Genomic DNA, 21,781 nt, shown 5'->3' on the forward strand with positions numbered 1-21,781 from the left:
CCGGCCAAGGAGCATCCGTTGAGCACCGCATCCCTGCCCCCCACCGCACGCGCGGTGATCAAGAACCTGTGCCTGGGTTCCGCACCCGACTCCTGGGGTGTGTGGTTCCCCTCCGACGAGCACCAGGTCCCGTACACCCGGTTCCTCGACGAGCTGGCCGAGGCCGGCTACACCTGGCTGGAGATCGGGCCGTACGGCTACCTGCCCACCGACCCGGACCGACTTGCCGAGGAGGTGGGACGGCGCGGACTGAAGGTGTCCGGCGGAACGACCTTCGGCGCGCTGCACCGGCCCGAGCAGTGGGACGAGATGCTCGCCACCACCCGCGCGGTCGCCGGGCTGACCGCGGCACTCGGCGCGCAGCACCTGGTGTACATCCCCACGATGTACCGCGACGAGAAGACCGGCGGTTACACCGAGGAGCCCACCCTGACCGCCGAGCAGTGGGCGCAGTACGGCAAGGCAGCCAGTGAGCTCGGCAAGATCCTGCTGGAGGAGTACGGCGTGCGGCTGTGCCTGCACCCGCACGCGGACAGCCACATCCAGACCCAGGAGGAGATCGAGCGCTACCTCAACGAGAGCGACTCCCGCTACGCGAACCTCTGCCTGGACACCGGGCACGTGGCCTACGGCGGCGGCGACAACATCGACCTGATCCGCCGGTATGCCGAGCGCGTCGAGTACGTGCACATCAAACAGATGGACGGCGACGTGGTACGACAGGTCTGGGACGAAGGCCTGTCGTTCGGTGAAGCCGTCAAGCGCGGCGTATGCGTCGAACCGCCTGCCGGAATCCCGGACCCGGCGACCATCATCGACGAACTGTCCACACAGGATGCAGATCGCTTCGTCATCGTCGAGCAGGACCTGTACCCCTGCGCGCCCGACGTCCCCCTGCCGATCGCCATCCGCACCCGGCAGTACCTGAACTCGTGCGGCCTGTCCGGAACCACGAGGCCGCGACCGACCACCCGCAGCACGGACCAGACCTGACCACACCATCCCACCGGCCGGTACCGCCGGCCGCACCACCGCACAGAGAGGTGCCGACCATGACACACACGATCCGTAGAGCAGGCCTCGCCGCGACCCTCGCCGGGGCGCTCGCCGTCGCCACCGCGTGCAGCTCCGAAGGCGGCCAGCAGGCGCAGGAGCAGGCCGTGGAGAAGCCCGAACTGGACGTCGCCCTGATCACCCACGCCGTGCCCGGTGACACGTTCTGGGACATCGTCCGCGCCGGTGCCGAGGACGCGGCAGCCAAGAGCAACATCAATCTCCAGTACCACGGTGACCCGGAGGTCCGCGAGCAGGCGAACCTCGTGGACAACGCGATCGACCAGGGTGTCGACGGGATCGCCCTGACCCTGGCGACCCCGGAGGGTCTCGAGGACGCCGTGCAACGCGCCAACGACGCCGGCATCCCGGTCGTCGGCCTCAACTCCGGTATCGAGGACTGGGAAGAGCTCGGCGTACTGCAGTACTTCGGCACCGACGAGGCCCTCGCGGGCACGGCATTCGGTGAGCGTCTCAGCGAGGAGACCGACGCCGAGAAGACGCTGTGCGTGATCCAGGAGCAGGGTCACGTGGCCCTGGAGACACGGTGCGGCTCGCTGGCCGACGCCTTCGACGGTGACACCGAGAAGCTGTATGTGGACGGGTCCGACATGCCCTCGGTGCAGTCCGGGATCCAGGCCAAACTGCAGGAGGACTCCGAGATCGACTACGTGGTGACGCTGGGCGCGCCGTACGCCATGACCGCGCTGGACTCGGTCAACGGCGCCGGGAGCGATGCCACCGTGGCGACCTTCGACCTCAACACCGAAGCCGCCGAGGCGATCAAGGACGGCGACATCGAGTTCGCCGTGGACCAGCAGCCCTACCTGCAGGGCTACCTGGCGATCGACTCGTTCTGGCTGTACGCGCACAACGGCAACTACAGCGGCGGCGGGGAGGAGCCGGTGCTGACCGGTCCCGCGTTCGTCGACTCGGAGAACATCGACGAGATCGCCGAGTTCGCCGCGGAAGGGACCCGGTGATCGTCCATGACGCGTACCGCTAGTCCCCCCGAACCTTCCAACCCGCAGGGGACGGCTCCGGCTACCGAGCCGGCTGCCGCCGCCCCGGCCCGGATCACACAACGCTCGCTGGGTAGACGGTTCCTGTCCCGGCCCGAGGTGGGCTCGCTGATGGGTGCGGTGGCGGTGTTCGTGCTGTTCTTCGTCATCTCCGACACGTTCCGCAGCGCGGACGCCATCACCACTGTGCTGTATGCCAGCTCCACGATCGGCATCATGGCCGTCGGCGTCTCGCTGCTGATGATCGGCGGCGAGTTCGACCTCTCCGCCGGTGTCGGCGTGATCACCTCGGCGCTGGCTGCGGGGATGTTCGCCTTCCAGTTCTCCACCAACGTCTGGGTCGGGGTGGTCTTCGCCCTCGCCGTCTCCCTGACGATCGGCTACATCAACGGGCTGCTGGTGATCAAGACCAAGCTACCCAGCTTCCTGATCACCCTGTCGATGTTCATGATGCTCCAGGGTCTCAACCTGGCCGTCACCAGAGCCGTAACCGGAAGTGTCTCCACCCAGTCGATCTCGAACATGGACGGGTTCTCCTCGGCACAGTCGGTGTTCGCGACCTCGTTCACCCTCGGCCCGATCTCGGTGCGCATCACCGTGCTGTGGTGGATCGTGTTCGTGGCCCTGGCCACCTGGGTTCTGCTGCGGTCCAGGGTGGGGAACTGGATCTACGCCGCGGGCGGCAATGCCGACGCCGCTCGCGCGGTCGGCGTTCCGGTCAACTACACCAAGATCGGCCTGTTCATGACGGTCGGGTTCATGGCCTGGTTCGTCGGCATGCACCAGCTCTTCCGCTTCAACACGGTCCAGTCCGGCGAGGGTGTGGGCATGGAGCTGCTCTACATCGCCGCATGCGTCATCGGCGGCTGCGCCCTGATGGGCGGTTGGGGCACTGCCATCGGAGCCGCCATCGGCGCGTTCATCTTCGGCATGGCCAAGATGGGCATCGTCTACGCCGGCTGGAACGCCGACCTGTTCATGTTCTTCATCGGCGCCACGCTGCTGCTGGCCACCCTGCTCAATCTGTGGGTGCGGCTGCGCACCGCCAGGAGGTAACCGACATGTCCGACAACGACCCCTCAAGCCCCCTCGTCGAGCTCGCGGGCGTCGGCAAGAACTTCGGCAACATCATCGCGTTGAGCGACGTCAGCTTCGCGGTGCGACCGGCCGAGGTGAGCTGCATTCTCGGTGACAACGGCGCGGGCAAGTCCACGCTGATCAAGATCATCTCAGGGCTGCACCAGCACAGCACGGGCAGCTACCGGGTGGACGGCGAACCCGTGAAGTTCACCTCGCCCCGCGACGCCCTCGACCGCGGGATCGCCACCGTGTACCAGGACCTGGCGCTGGTGCCGCTGATGCCGGTCTGGCGGAACTTCTTCCTCGGTTCCGAGCTGACCAGCGGTGTCTGGCCGTTCCGGCAGATCAGGGCCGAGGAGATGCGGGCAACCGCCGATGCCGAGCTCAAGGCGATGGGCATCGAGGTCCCGGACATCAACCAGCCGGTGAACACCCTCTCCGGAGGGCAACGTCAGGTGCTGGCGATCGCACGCGCGATCCACTTCGGGGCACGCGTGCTCATCCTCGACGAGCCCACGGCCGCTCTCGGCGTGAAGCAGGCAGGTGTGGTGCTGAAGTACATCTCCTCGGCACGCGAGGCGGGCCTCGGAGTCATCCTCATCAGCCACAACCCGCATCACGCGTACTTGGTCGGGGACCACTTCACCGTCCTGAAGCAGGGCACGGTGGACCTGTCCGCGCCCCGCTCCGAGCTCGCACTCGACGAGCTCACCCACTACATGGCCGGCGGGGCCGAGCTCGAGACCCTGCAGCACGAGCTTCGACGCATGGACCCCCCGGACGTCGGTGCTGTTCACGAGCTGAGCGAGTCGAGGTAGGGAGCGTCGGAGTATGACCGTCCAGGTTGGTGTTATCGGCACCGGGATGATCGGGCAGGAACACATCCGCAGGCTGACCGATACCGTGGCAGGCGCGCGGGTGAGCACTGTGTCCGACGTGGATACCGAACGTGCCAAGGAGGTTGCCTCGGGCGTGGACGCCAGCGCGGTGGACACCGGGCAGGAGGTGATCGACGACCCCGCTGTCGACGCCGTACTCGTCGCGTCATGGGGACCGACCCATGCCGAGTACGTACTTGCGGCGATCGAGGCCGGCAAGTACGTCTTCTGCGAGAAGCCCCTGGCCACCACGGCGGAGGACTGCAGGCGCATCGTGGACGCCGAGATGGCAGGGGGCCGCAGGCTCGTACAGGTCGGGTTCATGCGCCGGTACGACACCGGGTACCGGGCGATGAAGGACGCCATCGACTCGGGCTCCATCGGCGCGGCGCTGCTGATGCACTGCGCGCACCGCAACGCCACCGTCCCGGAGGCCTACCACTCGGAGATGGCCACGCACGACACCGCGATCCACGAGATCGACACCGTGCGCTGGCTGCTGAACGAGGAGATCCGTTCCGCGCAGGTGCTCAAGCCGCGCACCACGAGCCTGCGGTTCGAGCACCTGCAGGACCCGCAGGTACTGCTGTTCGAGACGGCAAGCGGCGTGCGGGTGGATGTTGAGGTGTTCGTCAACTGCCAGTACGGCTACGACATCCGCTGCGAGACGGTGGGTGAGCGCGGCACGCTCACCTTGCCCGACCCGCACCAGATGGTGCTGCGCAGCGACTTCCAGGTTCGCACGCATGTGCACCAGCACTGGAAGACCCGGTTCGCGGAGGCGTTCGATGTGGAGTTGCAGGAGTGGGTCGGCTCCGTCCTGGACGGCGAGATGGCAGGCCCCGGCTCCTGGGACGGTTACGCGGCAGCGGTGACCGCCGACGCCACCGTCCAGGCGCTCCATTCCGGACGGGTCGTCGATGTCCCGCTGCCGGAGCGCCCGGCGTTCTACGCGTGACCCGGCGCACCACCGGAGCCGACCCCACCGACGCCATTCGAACGGAGAGTGCCATGAAAATCGCGGTCGACCCCTTCATGCTCCGCGACCTGTCGCTGACGGACATGGTCCGCACCGTCGCAGACCTCGGCTACTCCTACATCGAGCTCTCGCCCCGCGAGGACTTCCTCCCGTTCTTCGTGCATCCCAGGGCCGACGACGACCGGGTAGCCGAGCTCAGGACCGCCCTGCGCGAGACAGGTGTGCAGCTCGCCTCCGTGCTGCCGCTGTATCGCTGGTCGGGCCCTGACGAGGACGAGCGGCAGGCGGCCGTGCGGTACTGGAAGCGCGCCATCGAGGTCACGAGCGAGCTCGGCTGCGAGCTGATGAACTCCGAGTTCAACGGGCGCCCGGAACGGCCCGCCGAGAGCGAGGCCCAGTTCTGGCGCTCGATGGAGGAGTTGCTTCCCGTCTTCGAGCGGGAAGGTATCGCGCTGAACCTGGAACCACACCCGGATGACTTCTGCGAGCGCAACGCCGCCGGGGTCGACCTGGTACGCGCGATCAACAAGCCGTGGGTGAACTACCTGTACTGCGCCCCGCACACCTTCCACCTGTCCGACGGGGCAGGGGACGTAGCGGGGATGATGCGCTACGCCGGGTCGAAGCTGCGGCACGTGCACATCTCGGACTCCTTCAACCACAAGGGCTCGTCGGGGTTGCGCTACATCACCAACCCGCCCGGCAGCCCGGCACGCATCCACCAGCACCTCGACATCGGGCAGGGTGAGGTGGACTGGGACACGTTCTTCGCCACGCTGCGCGATGTCGGGTTCGACGGTGTCGCCACGGTGTGCGTGTTCGCCTGGGAGGAGCGGGCACGGGAGTCGCTGGCCTACAACCTGGAGCGGGTCGGCAAGGAACTCGCTGCCTGACCCCTGTCTGCGAAGGAGCTACCCGTGAAAGCCGTCGTCCTCACATCCCGGCGCCGCCATGAACTGTGCGACATGCCCGATCCGGAACCCGGCCATGACGAGGTGCTCGTGCGCTCGCACTACTGCGGGATCTGCGGCAGCGACCTGCACGGCCCCGAGATCGAGGATCTCTTCCGTTCGGATGTGATCTCCGGTCACGAGTTCGCAGGCGAGATCGTCGCCGTCGGGCAGGGAGTCAGGGACTGGGCCGTCGGCCAGCGGGTCACCGCCAACCCGAACGGCAACGTGTGTCACCGGTGCCGGTACTGCCGCGACGGCCGGTACAACCTGTGCACGGTCGGAACCTGGGACAACCCGCTCGGCGTGGCGCGACACGGCGGCATGGCGGAGTATGTCGCCCTGCACACCTCGTACCTGCACGAGCTGCCGGACAGCGTGGACACCCGGCGGGGCGCGTGGACCGAACCGCTCGCTGTCGCATTGCGAGCGGTTCGCACCTCGCCGGTTCGCATCGGTGACAGCGTTGCGGTGCTCGGCGGCGGTCCGGTCGGACAGCTCGTCCTCCAGGTGCTGCGGCGGGCAGGTGCCGCACGCGTCGTTGTGATCGAGCCTTCCCCGTTCCGCAGGGAGGTGGCAACCAGGCTCGGCGCGGACGAGACCCTGACGCCCGACGAGGCCACCGACCGTATGAGTACGGGGGAGCTCACCGAGGTCGATCACGTGATGGAGTGCTCGGGTCACGTCAATGCGGTGCAGACCGGGCTGGACATGGTGGCGGCCGGTGGCAGTATCCGGCTGGTCGGCATGGCGCCGGAACCGCCGTCGTTCGACTCTGTTCGTGCCATCACCAAGGAGGTGCGGATCCTGGGCGGCTTCATCTACGTCGAGGAGTTCGCCCAGGCCATCGACCTGCTCGCTGCCGGTGCCGTGGATGTGGATGCGCTGACCACCACGGTGACGCCGCTCGAGGAGTTCTCGCAGGCGTTCGCGGCGCTCCGGGAACCGGAAACAACCATGAAAGTTCTCATCGATACAGGGAGCGGGTGATGGCAAAAGCTGTCCGGATAGGACTCGTCGGCTACGGTAAGGGCGGGCGCTTCTTCCACGCACCGCTGCTGACGGGCGCCGACGGCTGCACGCTGGCCGGTGTCGTTACCCGCTCGGCCGAGCGGCGCGCGGAACTTGCCGGGGACCATCCCGGTGTCCCTGCCTATGACACGCTCGCCGCGCTGGTCGCTTCCGGTATCGATGCTGTCGCGATCACCACGCCGCTCGAGTCGCATATGCCGCTGGTACACGAGGCGATCTCGCTGGGTGTGCCTGTCGTGTGCGACAAGCCGTTCGCTCCGGACGCCGCGAGCGCACGGGAGGCGGTCGCCGTCGCCGAGCAGGCGGGGGTACTGCTGACCGTGTACCAGAACCGGCGCTGGGACGCGGACTTCAGCACCGTGGCCAGGCTCGTGGACTCCGGTGAGCTGGGAACGGTCGCCCGGTTCGAGTCGCGGATGGAACAGTACCGGCCGGCGGCCGGGTTCAGCCCGGTTTCCGGCGGTCTCCTGCGGGACTTCGGCAGTCACGTGGTCGACCAGGCCATGCGACTGTTCGGGCCGGTGAGCTCGGTGTACGCCGAGAAGGACGCACGCCCCGATCTCGACGGGCTGGACACCTGGTTCTTCGCCTCCCTGCACCACCGCGACGGCGTGACGTCCCACCTGTGGGGCGACCTCGACCTGCAAGGCGGGCCGGGCTGGCGGTTCCGCGTCACCGGCAGCGGCGGCACGTTCGCGGTGAACAGCGACGACGGCCAGGCCGACCAGCTGCTCGCGGGCCGCACACCTGCCTCCGAGGGCCCGGCGTGGGGATCGGTGCCGGAGGAACGGTGGGGCCGGCTCTACCGTGACGGGACCGGCGACACCGTCCCCTCCGAGCAGGGCGACTGGACCCGCTTCTACGCGGGCCTGGCCGCCGCGGTTCGCGGCGACGGGCCGCTCCCTGTCGACCCGTGGGACTCGGTGGCCACGCTGGAAGTACTCGACGCCGCCCGCACCAGCGCCGAGAAGGGCCAGGTGGTCGAGATCGGCCGCTGAGGCGGACCGGTAGACGTCCCGCGGAAAGACGTCACAGCGCGCGGAGGAACTCCCGCCAGCACTCACCGGGCACGGTCAGCGCGCCTTCGGTTGCCGGACCAACCGGCTGGCGGAAGTGATGCTACGGCTCCGCCGATCGAACCGTGAGGGTGTTGCCTATCGAACATAGGTTCGATATACTGGTGGCGTGTCGGAGTTCGTGCAGGTGGCTGGCCCGGCCGGGGTGATGTACCTCCCGGCCGAGCAAGCGCCTGCGGTCGCGTTCACGCCCGCCGAGCAGGCCGAGATCCGGTGCCGCACCTTCTCCGGCGAGCAGGTCGCCGAGCTGAGTGCCGAGCAGGTGATCGAGACGCTGGCCGCGGCACGCCGCATCCGGGCGCACACCGACGCGATCGAGGCCCACGCCCTGGCCCGCCTCGACCAGCTACGCGGTAGTGACCGGTATGTGGCCGACGAGGCCGCCCTCGAACTGCGCGTCTCCCGGCACACAGCAGCGCTGCGGCTACATCGGTCCCGCCAGCTCACCCAGCGCATGCCGCGGGTGTTGGCGGCGATGGAAGCCGGACAGATCGAGGCGACTGCCGCCGGCCGGGTGGTCGAGGCGACCGACATGCTCGACGACCAGCAGGCCCGCCAGGTGGACGAGCAGCTCGCCGACAAGCTCGCATCCGGGCGGGTGAGTCCCACCAGCCCGGCCAACCTCGCCCGCGCCGCCCGCAGGCTCGTCGAACAGGCCGACCCCGACGGGCAGGCCACCCGCGCCCGCCGGGCCCGTGCAGGCCGGAAAGTGGAGCTACTGCCCGGCGAGGACGGGTTATCCACCCTCGCCGCCGACCTACCCGCCGAAGTCGCCGCCTCCGCCTACGCTCGCATCGACGCCATGGCCCGCAAGCAACGTCACCGGGGCGATGCGCGCACGCTGGACCAACTCCGCGCCGACATCCACGCCAACCTCCTCCTCGGCCACGACCCCGACGTGAGTGTGCCGGAGGCGGCGGCGACGGTGTTCCTGCACATGCCGGTCAACACCGCACTGGGCATCAGCGACACCGGCTGCGAACTCTCCGGCTACGGACCGCTACCGGCCCCGATCGCCCGGCACATCCTGGCCAGCGAGAACAGCGTGTGGCGCAAAGTGCTCACCGACCCCGCCAGCGGCGCGGTGCTGGACGTGGGTCGCAGGCGTTACCGGCCCACCGCCGCCATCCGCGATCTCATCGCCGTGCGCGACGCCGAATGCGTAGCGCCGGGCTGCCACCGGCCCGCCCAGCACAGCGACTACGACCACCTGCACGGCTGGCGCCAAAGCGGGGTCACCGCCGAGACCAACGGCGGAGCCAAATGCCGATGGCACCACCAGCTCAAAGACCACCCCCACTGGTTCCTCGACCACGACCCCGCCAGCGGCACCACCACCATCACCACACCAGCCGGCCGGTGCTACACCTCGAAGCGGCGTTCACCACCCGAGGTACGAAAACCCTCCATACTGGACCGGCGCAGCGGATCCGCGCCACACGCGCACGATCCACCGGGCGACCCACCTTTCTGATCCTTCCCGTGGGTGCTGGCATCCCGGCCGAGCGACTGCCCGTCACTGCCCGACCCTCACGGGCTTACCGGCGCGGGCGGACTCCTCGCACGCCTCCGCCAGGCGGAGGCTGGTCAGGCTGTCCCGCGCCGGAGACGGGTTACTCGCCTTGCCCGCCACGATCTCGGTGAACACCCGCATCTCGTTGAGATACGCGGGCCGGTAGCGCTCCTGGAAGCTCGAGTAGGCGTTCGGGCTGAGCCGCGGCCCGTCCGGCTCCGCAGAGTGCAGCGGCGTTCGCGCGTCCACACCGATACCGAGCGAGTCCGCGCTGGTGAACACCTCGGTGCGGCAGTCGTAGCCGACGGGGTCGTGCCGCCCCGCCGACAGCAGCGCGTGCGCCCCGCCCGCGAAACGCAGGGTAGCGACCACGTTGTCCCAGTCGCCGACCTCGGCGAACGAGGAGTTCACCAGCACCGACCCCGAGGCGTAAACCTCCTCGACCTCGTCGCCCACCAGCCATGGAACCGCGTCCAGGTCATGGATCAGGCAGTCCTTGACCAGCCCGCCGGACGAGGCGATGAACTCGGGCGGAGGGGGATCGGCATCGTTGCACACCGCACGAACCAGATACACCCGCCCGGCCTCGCCGGAACGCAACCGCCGATACACCTCCACAGTGGCGGGGTCGAACCGGCGGTGGAAACCGACCACGACCGGCAAACCGGTCGCCTCGATGTCGACGACCAGCGACTCCGTCTCCGCAAGACTCCCCGCCAGCGGTTTCTCGCACAGCACCGGCGTGTCCGCGCTGATCGCCCTACGCACGATATCCGGATGGCTCCCGGTCGGGGTTGCCACCAGCACCCCGTCGGAATCCGACAGCAGCGCGTCCGGATCGGCGACCGACCGTGCCTTCGTGCCCACCGCACCCGCGGCCTCGGCGGACTTGCCCGTGACGGGGTCGTAGAGCAGCACGGCTTCGACCGCGTCGAGGGTAGCCAGGTTCGTGGCGTGCATCAGGCCGATGCGGCCCAGCCCAACCACTCCGATCTTCATCCGTAACCCTTTCGCCGCACGTCGACTACGTCCCGACACTCCGGGCCCATTAGAGCGCTCTATCGGTTAGAGCGCTCTAATCCTGTATGGTGATCTCGGCGGGTGTCAAGGGGAACGCAGCGAGGAGCGTCTGGTGGCCACACCGACTATGGAGGACGTCGCCGAGCGTGCCGGGGTCTCGCGCGCCCTGGTCTCGCTGGTGATGCGCAGCTCCCCCAAGGTCAGCGCGGGGCGCAGGGAAGCCGTGCTACGCGCCGCCGAGGAGCTGGGCTACTCGCCACACGCGGCCGCGCGGTCCCTGGCGAGCAGGAACTCCAGGATCCTCGGCGTACTGGTGTCCGACCTGCACAACCCGTTCTTCGCCGAGATCATCGACGGGATCGATGTCGCCACGCACGCCGAGGGGTTCGAACTTGTCATCAACACCGGCGGGCGCAGCCCTTCCCGCGAGCGCGCGGCCGTGACGAACCTGCTGTCGTTCCGCCCCGCAGGCATTCTCCTCCTCGGGCCCGCCGTGCCTGCCTCGGTGATCGCCGATGCCGCCGCGAAGCTGCCCGTCGTGCTGGTCGCGCGCGGCTCCCGGCTGGCGTCCGTGGATACCGTGCAGGATCACGGCAAGGTCGGGTCCGCCCTGGCCGTCGACCGGCTCGTCGAGCTGGGCCACAGCCGCATCGCACATTTCGACGGCGGGAAGGCCGCCCAGTCCGCTGCGCGGCGCACCGGTTACCGCACGGCGATGCGCAGACACGGGCTCGAACCCGACGTGTTTCCGAGCGAGTACACCGAGGTGGCCGGGGAGAAGGCTGCAGCCGAGCTACTCGCGCGCGGCGACCCCCTCCCCACTGCCGTGCTCGCGGCCAACGACGTGAACGCGATCGGAGCGATCTCCACGTTCGGCCGGGCCGGGCTCCGCGTCCCGGAGGACATCTCGGTCGTCGGCTACGACAACACCTCGCTGGCCGCCTTCCGGCACATCGGCCTGACAACGGTGCACCAGCCGCGCGCCGAGATGGGGCGGCTGGCCACCGAAGCGTTGCTGCAACGGGTGCGGGGCGAGCGCGCCACACCGGTTCGCCACCTGCTGCGCCCCGCGCTCGTCGAGCGCACCACGACCGGCGCGACCTCGTGAGCCCCGGTCGCGCCGGTACGAACCGCGACACCGTCTAGCCTGGGATCACGGGCTCGACAGCGATAGCATTAGGCGGCACCCGTATCCACGTGGCGAGCATGACCTGGGGGCTCCATGACGACCGGACCGGCCCACGAGGAGACCAGGGCGGCACGCGGCCCGGTGCGGGCGGACGAGCGTTCGCTCGCTCCCGACCTCGCCCGGGGGCTGATGTTGCTGCTGATCGTGCTGTCCAACACGGCGTACTTCCTGTGGGGCACCGACTACAACAGCCCGGGCGAGTACCCGGAGCCGGAGTCCCTCGCCGACTCGGCGACGCAGTTCCTGATGATCGCCGTACTCGACGTCCGCGTCTACCCGCTGTTCGCGTTCCTGTTCGGCTACGGGATGGTGCAGCTGTACCACCGCCAACTCCGGGCAGGAAGCGATGAGCGCGCGGCACAGGTGCTGCTGCGCAGGCGCAGCCTCTGGCTGGTGCTGTTCGGCTTCGTCCACGCTGCCCTGCTGCTCGCTACCGAGGTACTCGCGGCCTACGGTCTGATCAGCCTCGTGCTGGGCTGGCTGTTCCTCCGCAGGCGGATGAGCACGATGCTCACGTGGTGCGCGGTCGGCACGGGTGTGCTGACCGTCGGTTTCGTCATGGCGGCCGGGACCGTGGTGGCGCTGGCGAGCGGAGCACTCACCATCCCCGGCGAGGCCGAGCTCGCCGGCACGCGACCGGAGCTGGCAGGCGCCGGTGAGGAAAGTTGGTTCGCCGCGATGGGCGTCCGGCTGACGAGCTGGGCGGTGATCCTGGGGCTGAACTCGCTCGCCGTGGTTCCGCCCGTCGCCATGCTGCTCGGCATGTGGGCAGCGCACCGGCGCGTCCTGGAAGAACCGCACGATCACCTGCCGCTGCTACGGCGGGTCGCCGTGCTCGGCGTCGCCATCGGGCCGGCCGGTTCGTTGCCGTCGGCACTGCAGCACGTAGGGCTGATCGACATCCAGCAGGCAGCCGGCCTCACCTGGGAGCTGCTGTTCGTCATGCAGTGGACCACCGGGCTGGCAGGCGGCATGGGTTACGTCGCGCTGTTCGGGCTCACGGCCAACGCGCTGTCGGCGAGAGCGCGGGCGAGCACCCCGGTGCTGGCGGTGAGCGCGCTCGGGAAGCGGTCGCTTTCCGGCTACCTCAGCCACTCGGTCGTCATGGCACCCGTGCTCGCGGCCTGGGGGCTCGGACTCGGAGCGTCGCTGACCAGTGCGAGCATGGCGGCGTTCGCCGTGGGGTTGTGGCTGCTGACCGTCATCGCGGCACTCGCCCTGGATCGTGCCGGGCTCCGCGGACCGGGCGAATGGCTGCTGCGCAAGCTCATCTACCGCTGACACACCCCGGCGCTGTGGCCCGCTCACACCCCCGAAAATGGCATGCGATCCTCATCGATGATCATGCATGCTCGCGACATGACGGCACACCGGCCCCGCATCAGGTACGCGACCACTCAGGACACATCCGAGATCATCCGGCTCGCCTCGCTCATGTACGAGTCGATCGACCTCGATGCCTCGACGCGAGCCTGGCGGGAAGCGGCACGATCGGCGATCACGGAGCGCCTCGGCGACGGTCTGGCGATCGTCGTTGCCGAACACCCGAGCGGCTCCGGCAGCCTCGTCGCATCCGGTGCGGGGTCGATCTGCACGCGCCTACCCGGACCCGCCAACCTCAGCGCGCGCGTCGGCTACATCCAGTGGGTCGCCACCGACCCCGAGTGGCGCAAGCAGGGACTCGCCAGGCAGATCCTCACAACCCTGCTCGACTGGTACCGCAACGAGGGGATCATCCGGGTCGAGCTGCACGCCACCACGGACGGCGAGCCACTGTACCGCTCGCTGGGTTTCGGTGAGGGCAACTACCCAGGCATGAGGATCTCCCTGCACGACACCGGCTGAGCGGCGCGTACCCGCCCCCTACCGCGCCCATGGGAAACCCTCGGCACCCGCGTCCCGCGCGCGGGTGCCGAGGGTCGACTACCGCCGGCCGATGCTCAGCTCAGCTCCGCTCGCCGGTTCCTGCCGGTTCCTCCTCTCGCGGGACCGACGGGTAACGGATGCTCTCCACCAGCTCGGCAAGGTGGGCGGGCGGCGGCGCCGTCGCCTTGGACACCGCGACGGCCACCAGGACGTTGACCAGCGCACCGATGGACCCGATGCCCTCCGGGCTGACACCGAGGATGTGCTCGTGCGCCTCGGTACCGAACACGTCGAGCGTGTAGATCATGTACGTGATGGTCAGGGCCAGGCCGGCCACGATCCCGGCCGCCGCACCGGTGGCGTTGCAGCGCTTCCAGAAGATGCCGAGGACCAGCGCCGGGAAGAAGCTCGCCGCCGCCAGGCCGAACGCGAACGCGACCACCTCCGCGACGAACGCAGGCGGGTTGATCCCTGCGACGACCGCCACGATCACCGCCGCCGTCATGGCCAACCGCCCGACCAGCAACCGCTCGGAGTCCGACGCGGACTTCTTGATGCGCCGGAAGTAGAAGTCGTGCGACACCGACGAGGAGATCACCAGAAGCAACCCCGCCGCAGTCGACATCGCCGCCGCCATGCCGCCCGCGGCAACCAGGCCGACGATCGGCGCGGGCAGGCCGGCGATCTCCGGCGTGGCGAGCACCAGGATGTCGTTGTTGACCGTCAGGTCCGCGCCCGCGGCGGGGTCGTTGCTGACCGAGTTGATCGTCTCCGCACCGTCGGCCACCGACACCAGACCCGTCGCCGCCCAGTTGTCCACCCAGTCGGGCAGCTGGGCGACCGCGGTCCCGTTCACCCCGTCGAGCAGGTTGAACTTGGTGAAGGCACCGATCGCCGGGGCCGTGGTGTAGAGCAGTGCGATGAAGAACAACGCCCAGAATGCCGAGTACCGCGCACCGCGCACGGTCTTGGTGGTGTAGAAGCGGATGATCACGTGCGGGAGACCGGCCGTACCCAGCATCAGGGCCAGCGTCACCAGGAACACGTCGACCATCGGCCGTTCGGAGAACGCCGCCGTGTACTCGTTGAGCCCCAGCTCGGCGCTGAGCGCGTTCAGCTCGGACAGGATCTGACCGAACGTCACCTGGGGGATCGGCAACCCGGTGAACTGCTGCGCGATCGCCACGGCCGGGATGAGGTAGGCGATGATCAGCACCGTGTACTGGGCGACCTGCGTCCAGGTGATGCCCTTCATCCCGCCGAGCACCGAGTAGACGAAGATGATCGCGGCAGCGACCATCACGCCGCCGGTCAGGTTCAGGTTGAGGAAGCGGCTGAACACGATGCCGCCGCCGTTCATCTGCCCGACGATGTAGGTGAACGAGATGAGGACCGCCGCGACGGCTGCCAGCGTGCGCACCAGCTCGGAGTAGCGGTCACCGACGAACTCGGGAACCGTGTACTTGCCCCATTTACGCAGGTACGGGGCCAGCAGGAGGGCGAGCAGCACGAAACCGCCCGTCCATCCCATGAGGTAGACCGAGCCGTCCGAGCCGAGGAAGGCCACCAGCCCGGCCATGGAGATGAACGAGGCCGCCGACATCCAGTCCGCGGCGACGGCCGCACCGTTGGCGACGGCGGGGATCCCGTGGCCTGCCACGTAGAAGCCCGATGTCTCCTTCACCCTGCTGCGCCAGGCGATCCCGATGTAGAGGCCGAAGGTGAGGACGATGAATACGGTGGTCCACAGTTGTATGTCGGTCACTGCTCCTGCCCCTCCTCAGCACGCTCGCTGACGCCGAACTTGCGGTCCAGGCGATCCATCAGGACCGCGTAGACGAGGATCAGCAGCAGGAACGTGTAGATCGCTCCTTGCTGGGCGAACCAGAACCCGACGGGGAATCCGGCGATGGTGATGGCATTGAGCTGCTCGACGAGCAGAACGCCGCAACCGAGCGAAACGAACGCCCATATCGCCAGCAGCACGACCATCAGCCGAAGGTTGCTCCGCCAGTAGTCGCGCCTCCACTGCTCGAGGTGGTCGGGTGGTCTTTGTGGTGATGCGTGGGTCACGTCCGGGCTCCCTTCGTGCTCGGCGACAGCGCCGACGGCGTGCGGCACGTGACCGCCTCGGGGTGCGCGGTCACCTGTGAGCTCACACACTGATCACCCGCGCGGGGCAGGACAAGGCCCGTTCCCGCAGGCGGCTCCAGCATGATGGTCAGTGGTCGGCATGCGGGGAACGAGCGGTCACGGTGCCCGCCGACGACCGCTCGGGACGGGCAGCGGACCACTCGCACACCGCTGCGAACCTCCGGCGAACTCGCGGCTGTGGATACCGGCCCGCACGCCCTACACTTCGGCCATGACATCGGTCACACACCCCGCGCAACCCGCCACGAAGCATGCCGGGAGCCGGGTACTGCACACCGGCAGCCCCGGCATGCTCTTGGGGGGACTTCTCCTCCTGGTCGGCTCGCTGCTTCCGTGGGTGTCCACCCCCGTCGGCTCGCTGGCCGGGACCGTCGGCCCCGGCCTGTGGACGCTGTGCGCGGGAACGCTGGTGATCGCGGGGGCGCTGCTGCCGTACCAGCGGGTAGCGCTGCTGCACGCGGTGCTTCCGGCCCTGGTCGTGGCGACGATCGTGGTCTGGCAACTCGGCAGGATGATCCACATCAGCGCCACCACCGGCGGCTGGGGCCAGGTCCTGCCCGGCATCGGGCTCGTCATGGTCGCCGGTGGAGCGGTGATCGTGCTGCGGGCCGCGCGGCGCATACACGCGACTAGCTAGGGCCGCCATGACAATCTCCAAGGCCGAGCTGGTGACCCCACGGATACGAACTGGTGTGGGGCACGACAGCACATTCGGTGTGCCACGCACCGTCAGCTTCTGGTGCGCCGAGGTCAACGGCTGGCCACAAACCGGCCCCGGCCAGGTGCTGAGCGACTTACTGCCCGACAACTAGACTCGGCCGTATCGGCTGCCAGTCGATCCGCATGCCCGGCCGCTCGGCTAGCAACGGTGAGTGATGTGGGGTCCACACTCTCGAAGACGGAAGCGCACTACGCGTGCCGCATCGGCTGGTCCACACCCGCCTGCGGGCCCGCTCGCACAGCGGTGAGCTGATCGTCACCGCGATCGCTCACACCGCTGACCCAGAACTGTGTCGGCGCTGCATAACACGAGCACCTACGAATTTCCGCCGACCACCAGGAGGGAACTGCCACAACCGCCACTGGGAAGCCAATGACAATTGACATGGGAGAGGCCGTATGTCCTATGGCAAACCCAGCGATCTGGTCCGAAGCGTCACGAGGGCCGCCCGCATCCTTGAAGAATTGGGAACCTGCCGTCAGGGGCTGACCGCAAAGCAAATTGCAGCCCGCTGTAGTCTCAACCTTGCCACGACTTACCACCTGCTTCGCACGCTGCGCTACGAGAAATATATTGTCCAAGCACCTGGTCATCGATACTGGCTTGGTCCCAGGGTCGCCAGCCATTTCCATGATCTTAAGGCCGCGATCGAACGACCGCCCCAGGTTAGCGAGGTCCTTCGCTATCTCGCTGAAACGACAGGACAAAGTGCCTACTACGGCCAATTCGTCGGCGATCATCTACTCGTCACGGACGTAGTAGAAGGACCTTATTCACCGCACCTCGAACAACTCATGGTTCACGCCGACGAAGCATCCCACGCCACAGCCCTGGGCAAGGCACTCCTCTGGAGCTTACCTAGCCACACCCGCGAGGACCATCTCCGTCAGCGCGGTCTACGACCGTTCACGAACAACACTGTCGTACACCCCGCCGAATTAGACCATGAACTCCGAGCGCTCGGTCACCGCCAAGTTTTCATCGAACAGGAACAATACCGAAACAACGTCTGCTGCGGTGCCGTCCTCATACGTCATAATAACCATACCACGGGCGCCATCGGTATTCCCTCCTCCGCCGACCGTTGGCGACAATCGAATACTCTCCTGATACGCCAACTTCGCAAGGTCGTGGCAGACCTGTATCGTTACCCCAAGTCCGGAGTCGCGTGATCCGAGAGACGCCGAACCCAGCGCTGACGCGGAGAGTTACGAACAATCTCATCCAGCGTTGCCGATACACGACGCTCCCAGCTGTCGCAGCGTGTCCAACGGGCTTCCCAAAATCAGTCGCAGAGCATTTTTGCAGGCAAGTAGCCGAGATGAGTGGAAGCCACGCTGTCGCCGGAGAACTCGATCGGCTGTCGGAAATACAGCGCGCACGTTTGGCTGTCCCTCCATGGCTGGATCCAGCCGGTCCGCGTGCTCGTCGTCGGTCTCGATGAACTCACTGTCCAGCTCGTCCGACATGACCGCGATCTTGTCGAACTCGGCCGTGCCGTCCCCGCGACTCGACGTGGACAACGGCACGCCCTGACCGAACTCATCGACGCAGTGGCCTACCGTGCCACGGTACATGTTGCCAGCCCGGCTCCCGGCCCGTCGTAGATCCGGTCGAGCGCAGACCAACCGCCACCTCTCGTGATCGAGACGCCAGGCTGCACGCGTTCCCTCTACGCGAACGCCTGGCCCGCGACGACGACAGCGGCCGCGAGGGCATGTGCGCCACAGTCGCAGCCACTTGAAGAACCGATTTCTCCTAGTAATGAATTCCTTGGCTTAGGACCCCGGGGATTCCCCAATAATCCACAAAACCGGGCTTCGTCCACGAGTCGCGTTATCTATCGCCCGTGGCTAACCTGCACGAGACGGCCTAGTTCCAGTCGATGTCCGTAAGCTGCCCTACGGACGACCCCTGACGACTGACTTATGAATAACCCTCCGGACCGCACGGTTCAGCGTTCTCCGCACTGAGCACCAATGATCATACCCCACTAATGTCACGCGACCTCGGGCTGGTTGAAAGATTGCTACTCATCGACTCGTCGAAGTGCTCTTCTGGTCTGTAACCGTTGTTTCGTACTATATCCGCAGCCTCCGTCAGGCCCTCTATATATTTACGGAAAAAGGCCGGCGGAACGCGATCCCTTTCCGGGGTGACGGCCCACGTTTCACGCATTTTTTCTACTTCGAGTTCTATAACCCTGGCAATGTTTTTCCGCTCGCGCATGCCCATCTTCAGTCGTCCTGTCATCTTGCGAGTTCGGTATATCATTCTTCACGCGATTTCTCAATTAATCCATGAATATCATTCCTCTACGATCAACGTTCCACTCATCTCCGGATGGACTTGACATGTGAACTCGTAGGTTCCAGGGGATAGTGATTCGACACCGTGAACGTCACGCACGTGCCCGTGATCGACGAGCCCGCTGCTGAAACTCGGATAATCGCATGTTCCATTTCCCGGGTTATTGCCAGTATACGGAGGTGCAGTACAGCGGGGGACAACTTCAACGATGCTGTGTCCAGGGATTCCCGCGCGTCCGTCATAATTGCCGAAGGTAAAGGTCTCACCCTGCTGCACCCGCACGGTTCCGGGGATGTACTGGCCCTCTATCGCGGTGACATCACCCGGGTGATCCTCTCCGGTTACCGGATCGGCAGCCACGGCGCCTCCCGCGCCGATCACGGGCAATACGACTGCGGCGGTAACGAGCCACTTCCGTCGCTTCCTCAATACCGCCTTCCAGTGCCTTGCTCGGTTACTATTGATCCACACTTTTATTCCCTTCCTTCGCTAGCCTGAGAACCGGCCCCTGGCGGCTATCCGACTGACACCCAGGGAAAGGTCGCTCGACCTTTATCTACTGGCCGGCTACCAGGCAGGCCAAGAACCGGGTAGGGCAGGCAGCCCGCGTGGGTTTGCAGGCCGAACACAATTCTCACGGTCTCGCCGTCCTCCGGCGTTGCGCGCAAGGGTATGTTGATCGTCCCCGTCCGCTCGTTCGCGTTGTCCCTCGGTCCCAGGGCAGCGCCGTGCCCAAGCCACCCGCTGGACGAGCCGGTAACGATCGCGTTCATGACCAACGCGTCTGTCAGAATCGCCTCCGTATAGTGAATCTCCACCGACGAAATCGCTTCGCGCACCGTGTGGTTTATCTCAAGAGTCGCCATCGGCCCGTTGCCGACGCAATGCACGAAGGCCGCCTGCCGCGTGTTGCGCTGCGCGACCCCAACCGTTCCGGCGTCCGCATTGACGTTGGTGACCGTAAAGCTATCGCCCCCGGTCGGCCCGGTCTCGTACGGCGGCCGGTGGACGGTGCCCGGCCCGTCCTGAGCGGGAAGCGGCTCGGCCTGCGTGGTATGCACCCTGCCTAAGGCCGCGCCGTCCTGGACCGTGCTCGCACCTGCTGCCCCCGCCCCACCAATTACAGCAGAACGCGCATGCCCGGGATTGTTTCGTCTTCCTTGCATCAGTCTGCCTTCCTGGTTTACTGACCGATTGCGCGATTAAGGGGAGTAGTCTGGCGATTTCACGAAGTTCACGAATTCGCGCCGAGTGCGAGGGCCCAAAATCCTGTTTGTCTTGTACGGTGTCCGTTCCTTGGCGGTTCCGGCGTTTTCGACGTAGCCCTCGCGCAATTTATTCACATCGTCGCAATCGATCTTGTGACGTACCGCGTCAGGGTCAAGCCCGTATGCAGCCGCCGCGTTCCGACCGAGAATCCCATTGCGGATGGTACGTTCCGGATGGGGTCGACCATCGGTTGGCCAGCCGTCGACATTCGGGTGGGTGCTTTGGTAGCTCGTGCCATCAAGAGCATTCTCGCGAGGGTCCCACCGATCACCGTCGAGTCCATGGGGCAGGTTATAAAGCTCCTTCGCCTGCGGAGTAAACTGAAAAGCCCGCATCATCACGTACTGGGGCTGGGGATTGCCGTACCAGATGCAGTCGGTGCCCAGCACGATCCGCCGCGGCCCTACGAAGGTGATGAGCTTGCCCAACAGGTGAGCTGCTTGGCTTGCGTCATGCATCACGTTCCACCACGTAGTGCCGAGTTCAGCATAACTATTGGGCGAATTGCCGTGTTCAAGACCGCGTGGAATGAATCGAGTGGCATCTTGCCCGTTTTCGCGCAGGCTCTTGATGAACGCGTCCACGCCGCGGTTGGAGGAGTTGACCTTGTCATCACCAGGGTACGGTTCTTGACGTTCGCCGTCATAACCCGAGTGGTAGGTGTAGAATGTGACATCCGGGTACAGCCGGGCGATGATACCCATATCGCGCGGCGAGAATTTTGCCGAGTCAAACACCCCGTTAAAGGCAAGGCCTTTATGAGTGCAGATAACGGGCGGTAGACCGTACTTTTGGGACAGATTGCGGATGTGCTCGGTGATGGCAAGGCCGTTATCGTCGTCAAACCACCAACCGTTCATTGCCGGAAACGAACCCAGGGTGTGAAAATTACCGGCTCCGCTGTCGCCCCAGCCGCAGTACAGCTTCCATCCCGACGGGCGAATGTCTCTTGCTGTCTGCTCCATCCACGCGAAGTCCTCGTCCTGGTATATCGGTTTACGGTCACGGCTTATAAAGCCGCGATTGGGCTGCGAAAAGGCATGGATGAAACAGCGCTGCGACCCAGACAGACTGTTCGCAAGGTCCATTGTTTCCTTAGCATGAGCGACAGGGGTGATGTTCGTTTCATCCGGCAGGTTAGGCAGCGCAGTGAGCAGACTGACAGTTGTGGACGAGTCCAGGAACATCTCCTTAAAGTAGTGGAACTGTCCGATATTCTCGATGGGGTCCACTTCGCCGGCACCGAACCCCCGTGGCGGGTCAACTCCCGGCAGCCGCCCCATAGCCTGCGAGGTCCACAGCGCCAGAAACTCTGTGAAGCCGGGGTTTTCGACGCGCCAACGGCCCTCATCGTCGACATGGTGACCTTGAGTATCCAGGATGAACTCGCCCGGTAGGTTGGCGAGCTGGGAGCCGGGGTTCTCCAAATCGCACGCGTCCGTAGTATCCGTGCCATCGGCCCAGGCGAACCGACCCCACGATCCTCCCGTCACCTGATTGACCGCCCATACTCCGATCGCCATGGCCGCTGACGTACGGACGAAGTCGCGCCGATTCATGCTAAACTTCTGGCGCATTTCGTCGATCTTCTCGTTCTGCAGCCCCATAATCGCTCGCTGCTGCTTGCTCGGCGGCTTGGGAACGTATTCGCCATTCGAAGCTGGCATGA

22 protein-coding genes are annotated in these 21,781 nt (G+C 66.4%); 16 read left to right on the forward strand and 6 right to left on the reverse strand.

The genetic code is table 11. The features are described 5' to 3' along the window. The first annotated feature begins 18 nt into the window (after positions 1-18). The 9 genes from CHB84_RS05395 to CHB84_RS05435 all read left to right on the forward strand — a co-directional run bounded on the left by CHB84_RS05395 (position 19) and on the right by CHB84_RS05435 (position 9,544). The gene (locus CHB84_RS05395) at positions 19-993 is read left to right on the forward strand and encodes a TIM barrel protein (RefSeq protein WP_089300391.1); all 975 of its coding nucleotides are present in this window, start codon (positions 19-21) and stop codon (positions 991-993) included. Between the two features lie 59 nt (positions 994-1,052). Continuing rightward, positions 1,053-2,036, forward strand: a complete 984-nt coding sequence (locus tag CHB84_RS05400; RefSeq protein WP_089300392.1) for a substrate-binding domain-containing protein — start codon at positions 1,053-1,055, stop codon at positions 2,034-2,036. A 6-nt stretch (positions 2,037-2,042) separates the two neighbouring features. Next, a complete protein-coding gene (locus CHB84_RS05405; RefSeq protein WP_089300393.1) occupies positions 2,043-3,131 on the forward strand; it encodes an ABC transporter permease in 1,089 nt (362 codons plus the stop codon). Between the two features lie 5 nt (positions 3,132-3,136). Continuing rightward, positions 3,137-3,973 (forward strand): ATP-binding cassette domain-containing protein, encoded by an 837-nt coding sequence (locus tag CHB84_RS05410; RefSeq protein ID WP_089300394.1) that lies wholly within the window; start codon positions 3,137-3,139, stop codon positions 3,971-3,973. Positions 3,974-3,986: 13 nt separating this feature from the next. Then, on the forward strand, positions 3,987-4,991 hold the full coding sequence (locus tag CHB84_RS05415) for a Gfo/Idh/MocA family protein (RefSeq protein WP_089300395.1): 1,005 nt from the start codon (positions 3,987-3,989) through the stop codon (positions 4,989-4,991). A gap of 53 nt (positions 4,992-5,044) precedes the next feature. Beyond that, positions 5,045-5,905, forward strand: coding sequence for a sugar phosphate isomerase/epimerase family protein (locus tag CHB84_RS05420; protein ID WP_089300581.1), 861 nt, complete (start codon positions 5,045-5,047; stop codon positions 5,903-5,905). Positions 5,906-5,929: 24 nt separating this feature from the next. After that, on the forward strand, positions 5,930-6,952 hold the full coding sequence (locus CHB84_RS05425) for a zinc-dependent alcohol dehydrogenase (protein WP_089300396.1): 1,023 nt from the start codon (positions 5,930-5,932) through the stop codon (positions 6,950-6,952). After that, on the forward strand, positions 6,952-7,992 hold the full coding sequence (locus CHB84_RS05430; protein WP_089300397.1) for a Gfo/Idh/MocA family protein: 1,041 nt from the start codon (positions 6,952-6,954) through the stop codon (positions 7,990-7,992). The genes CHB84_RS05425 and CHB84_RS05430 overlap by 1 nt, the downstream gene beginning before the upstream one ends. Positions 7,993-8,179: 187 nt before the next feature. Then, positions 8,180-9,544, forward strand: a complete 1,365-nt coding sequence (locus CHB84_RS05435) for an HNH endonuclease signature motif containing protein (protein WP_089300398.1) — start codon at positions 8,180-8,182, stop codon at positions 9,542-9,544. Between the two features lie 42 nt (positions 9,545-9,586). Here the strand turns inward: CHB84_RS05435 and CHB84_RS05440 are convergent, their stop codons facing one another. After that, positions 9,587-10,582: a Gfo/Idh/MocA family protein gene (locus CHB84_RS05440; protein WP_089300399.1), complete on the reverse strand. Its 996-nt coding sequence runs from the start codon at positions 10,580-10,582 to the stop codon at positions 9,587-9,589. Positions 10,583-10,715: 133 nt separating this feature from the next. On the opposite strand from CHB84_RS05440, the gene CHB84_RS05445 reads away from it, so the two are divergent. The 3 genes from CHB84_RS05445 to CHB84_RS05455 all read left to right on the forward strand — a co-directional run bounded on the left by CHB84_RS05445 (position 10,716) and on the right by CHB84_RS05455 (position 13,637). Next, positions 10,716-11,711: a LacI family DNA-binding transcriptional regulator gene (locus tag CHB84_RS05445; RefSeq protein WP_089300400.1), complete on the forward strand. Its 996-nt coding sequence runs from the start codon at positions 10,716-10,718 to the stop codon at positions 11,709-11,711. A gap of 114 nt (positions 11,712-11,825) precedes the next feature. Beyond that, on the forward strand, positions 11,826-13,073 hold the full coding sequence (locus CHB84_RS05450) for a DUF418 domain-containing protein (protein WP_217898474.1): 1,248 nt from the start codon (positions 11,826-11,828) through the stop codon (positions 13,071-13,073). A 78-nt stretch (positions 13,074-13,151) separates the two neighbouring features. After that, on the forward strand, positions 13,152-13,637 hold the full coding sequence (locus CHB84_RS05455) for a GNAT family N-acetyltransferase (protein ID WP_176439789.1): 486 nt from the start codon (positions 13,152-13,154) through the stop codon (positions 13,635-13,637). A gap of 100 nt (positions 13,638-13,737) precedes the next feature. Here the strand turns inward: CHB84_RS05455 and CHB84_RS05460 are convergent, their stop codons facing one another. Next, positions 13,738-15,423 carry a sodium:solute symporter family protein gene (locus CHB84_RS05460; protein ID WP_089300402.1) on the reverse strand — a complete coding sequence of 562 codons (1,686 nt, stop codon included), beginning with the start codon at positions 15,421-15,423 and terminating at the stop codon, positions 13,738-13,740. Further along, complete coding sequence (locus tag CHB84_RS05465) at positions 15,420-15,731, reverse strand: DUF4212 domain-containing protein (RefSeq protein ID WP_245818575.1); 312 nt, start codon at positions 15,729-15,731, stop codon at positions 15,420-15,422. Before CHB84_RS05465 ends, CHB84_RS05460 begins: the two co-directional genes overlap by 4 nt. 292 nt (positions 15,732-16,023) lie before the next feature. On the opposite strand from CHB84_RS05465, the gene CHB84_RS05470 reads away from it, so the two are divergent. The 4 genes from CHB84_RS05470 (at position 16,024) to CHB84_RS22285 (ending at position 18,140) form a co-directional block, all read left to right on the forward strand. Then, entirely contained in the window at positions 16,024-16,449 is a 426-nt protein-coding gene (locus tag CHB84_RS05470) for a hypothetical protein (protein WP_176439790.1), read from the forward strand. Positions 16,450-16,456: 7 nt separating this feature from the next. Then, positions 16,457-16,624, forward strand: a complete 168-nt coding sequence (locus CHB84_RS22750; protein WP_176439791.1) for a hypothetical protein — start codon at positions 16,457-16,459, stop codon at positions 16,622-16,624. 307 nt (positions 16,625-16,931) lie between these two features. Beyond that, a complete protein-coding gene (locus CHB84_RS05475; protein WP_089300403.1) occupies positions 16,932-17,705 on the forward strand; it encodes an IclR family transcriptional regulator in 774 nt (257 codons plus the stop codon). Positions 17,706-17,858: 153 nt separating this feature from the next. Further along, positions 17,859-18,140, forward strand: a complete 282-nt coding sequence (locus CHB84_RS22285; protein ID WP_141134578.1) for a hypothetical protein — start codon at positions 17,859-17,861, stop codon at positions 18,138-18,140. 376 nt (positions 18,141-18,516) lie between these two features. Here the strand turns inward: CHB84_RS22285 and CHB84_RS22290 are convergent, their stop codons facing one another. From CHB84_RS22290 to CHB84_RS05490, 3 genes are all read right to left on the reverse strand, one after another. After that, the gene (locus CHB84_RS22290; protein WP_176439792.1) at positions 18,517-18,786 is read right to left on the reverse strand and encodes a hypothetical protein; all 270 of its coding nucleotides are present in this window, start codon (positions 18,784-18,786) and stop codon (positions 18,517-18,519) included. Positions 18,787-19,358: 572 nt separating this feature from the next. Then, positions 19,359-19,904 carry a hypothetical protein gene (locus CHB84_RS05485; protein WP_089300405.1) on the reverse strand — a complete coding sequence of 182 codons (546 nt, stop codon included), beginning with the start codon at positions 19,902-19,904 and terminating at the stop codon, positions 19,359-19,361. Positions 19,905-20,045: 141 nt separating this feature from the next. After that, entirely contained in the window at positions 20,046-21,779 is a 1,734-nt protein-coding gene (locus CHB84_RS05490; RefSeq protein WP_141134580.1) for a hypothetical protein, read from the reverse strand. Between the last annotated feature and the right edge of the window lie 2 nt (positions 21,780-21,781).

Origin of the sequence: Haloechinothrix alba, from assembly GCF_900188115.1 — a bacterium.
GTDB classification, from domain to species: Bacteria; Actinomycetota; Actinomycetes; order Mycobacteriales; family Pseudonocardiaceae; genus Haloechinothrix; species Haloechinothrix alba.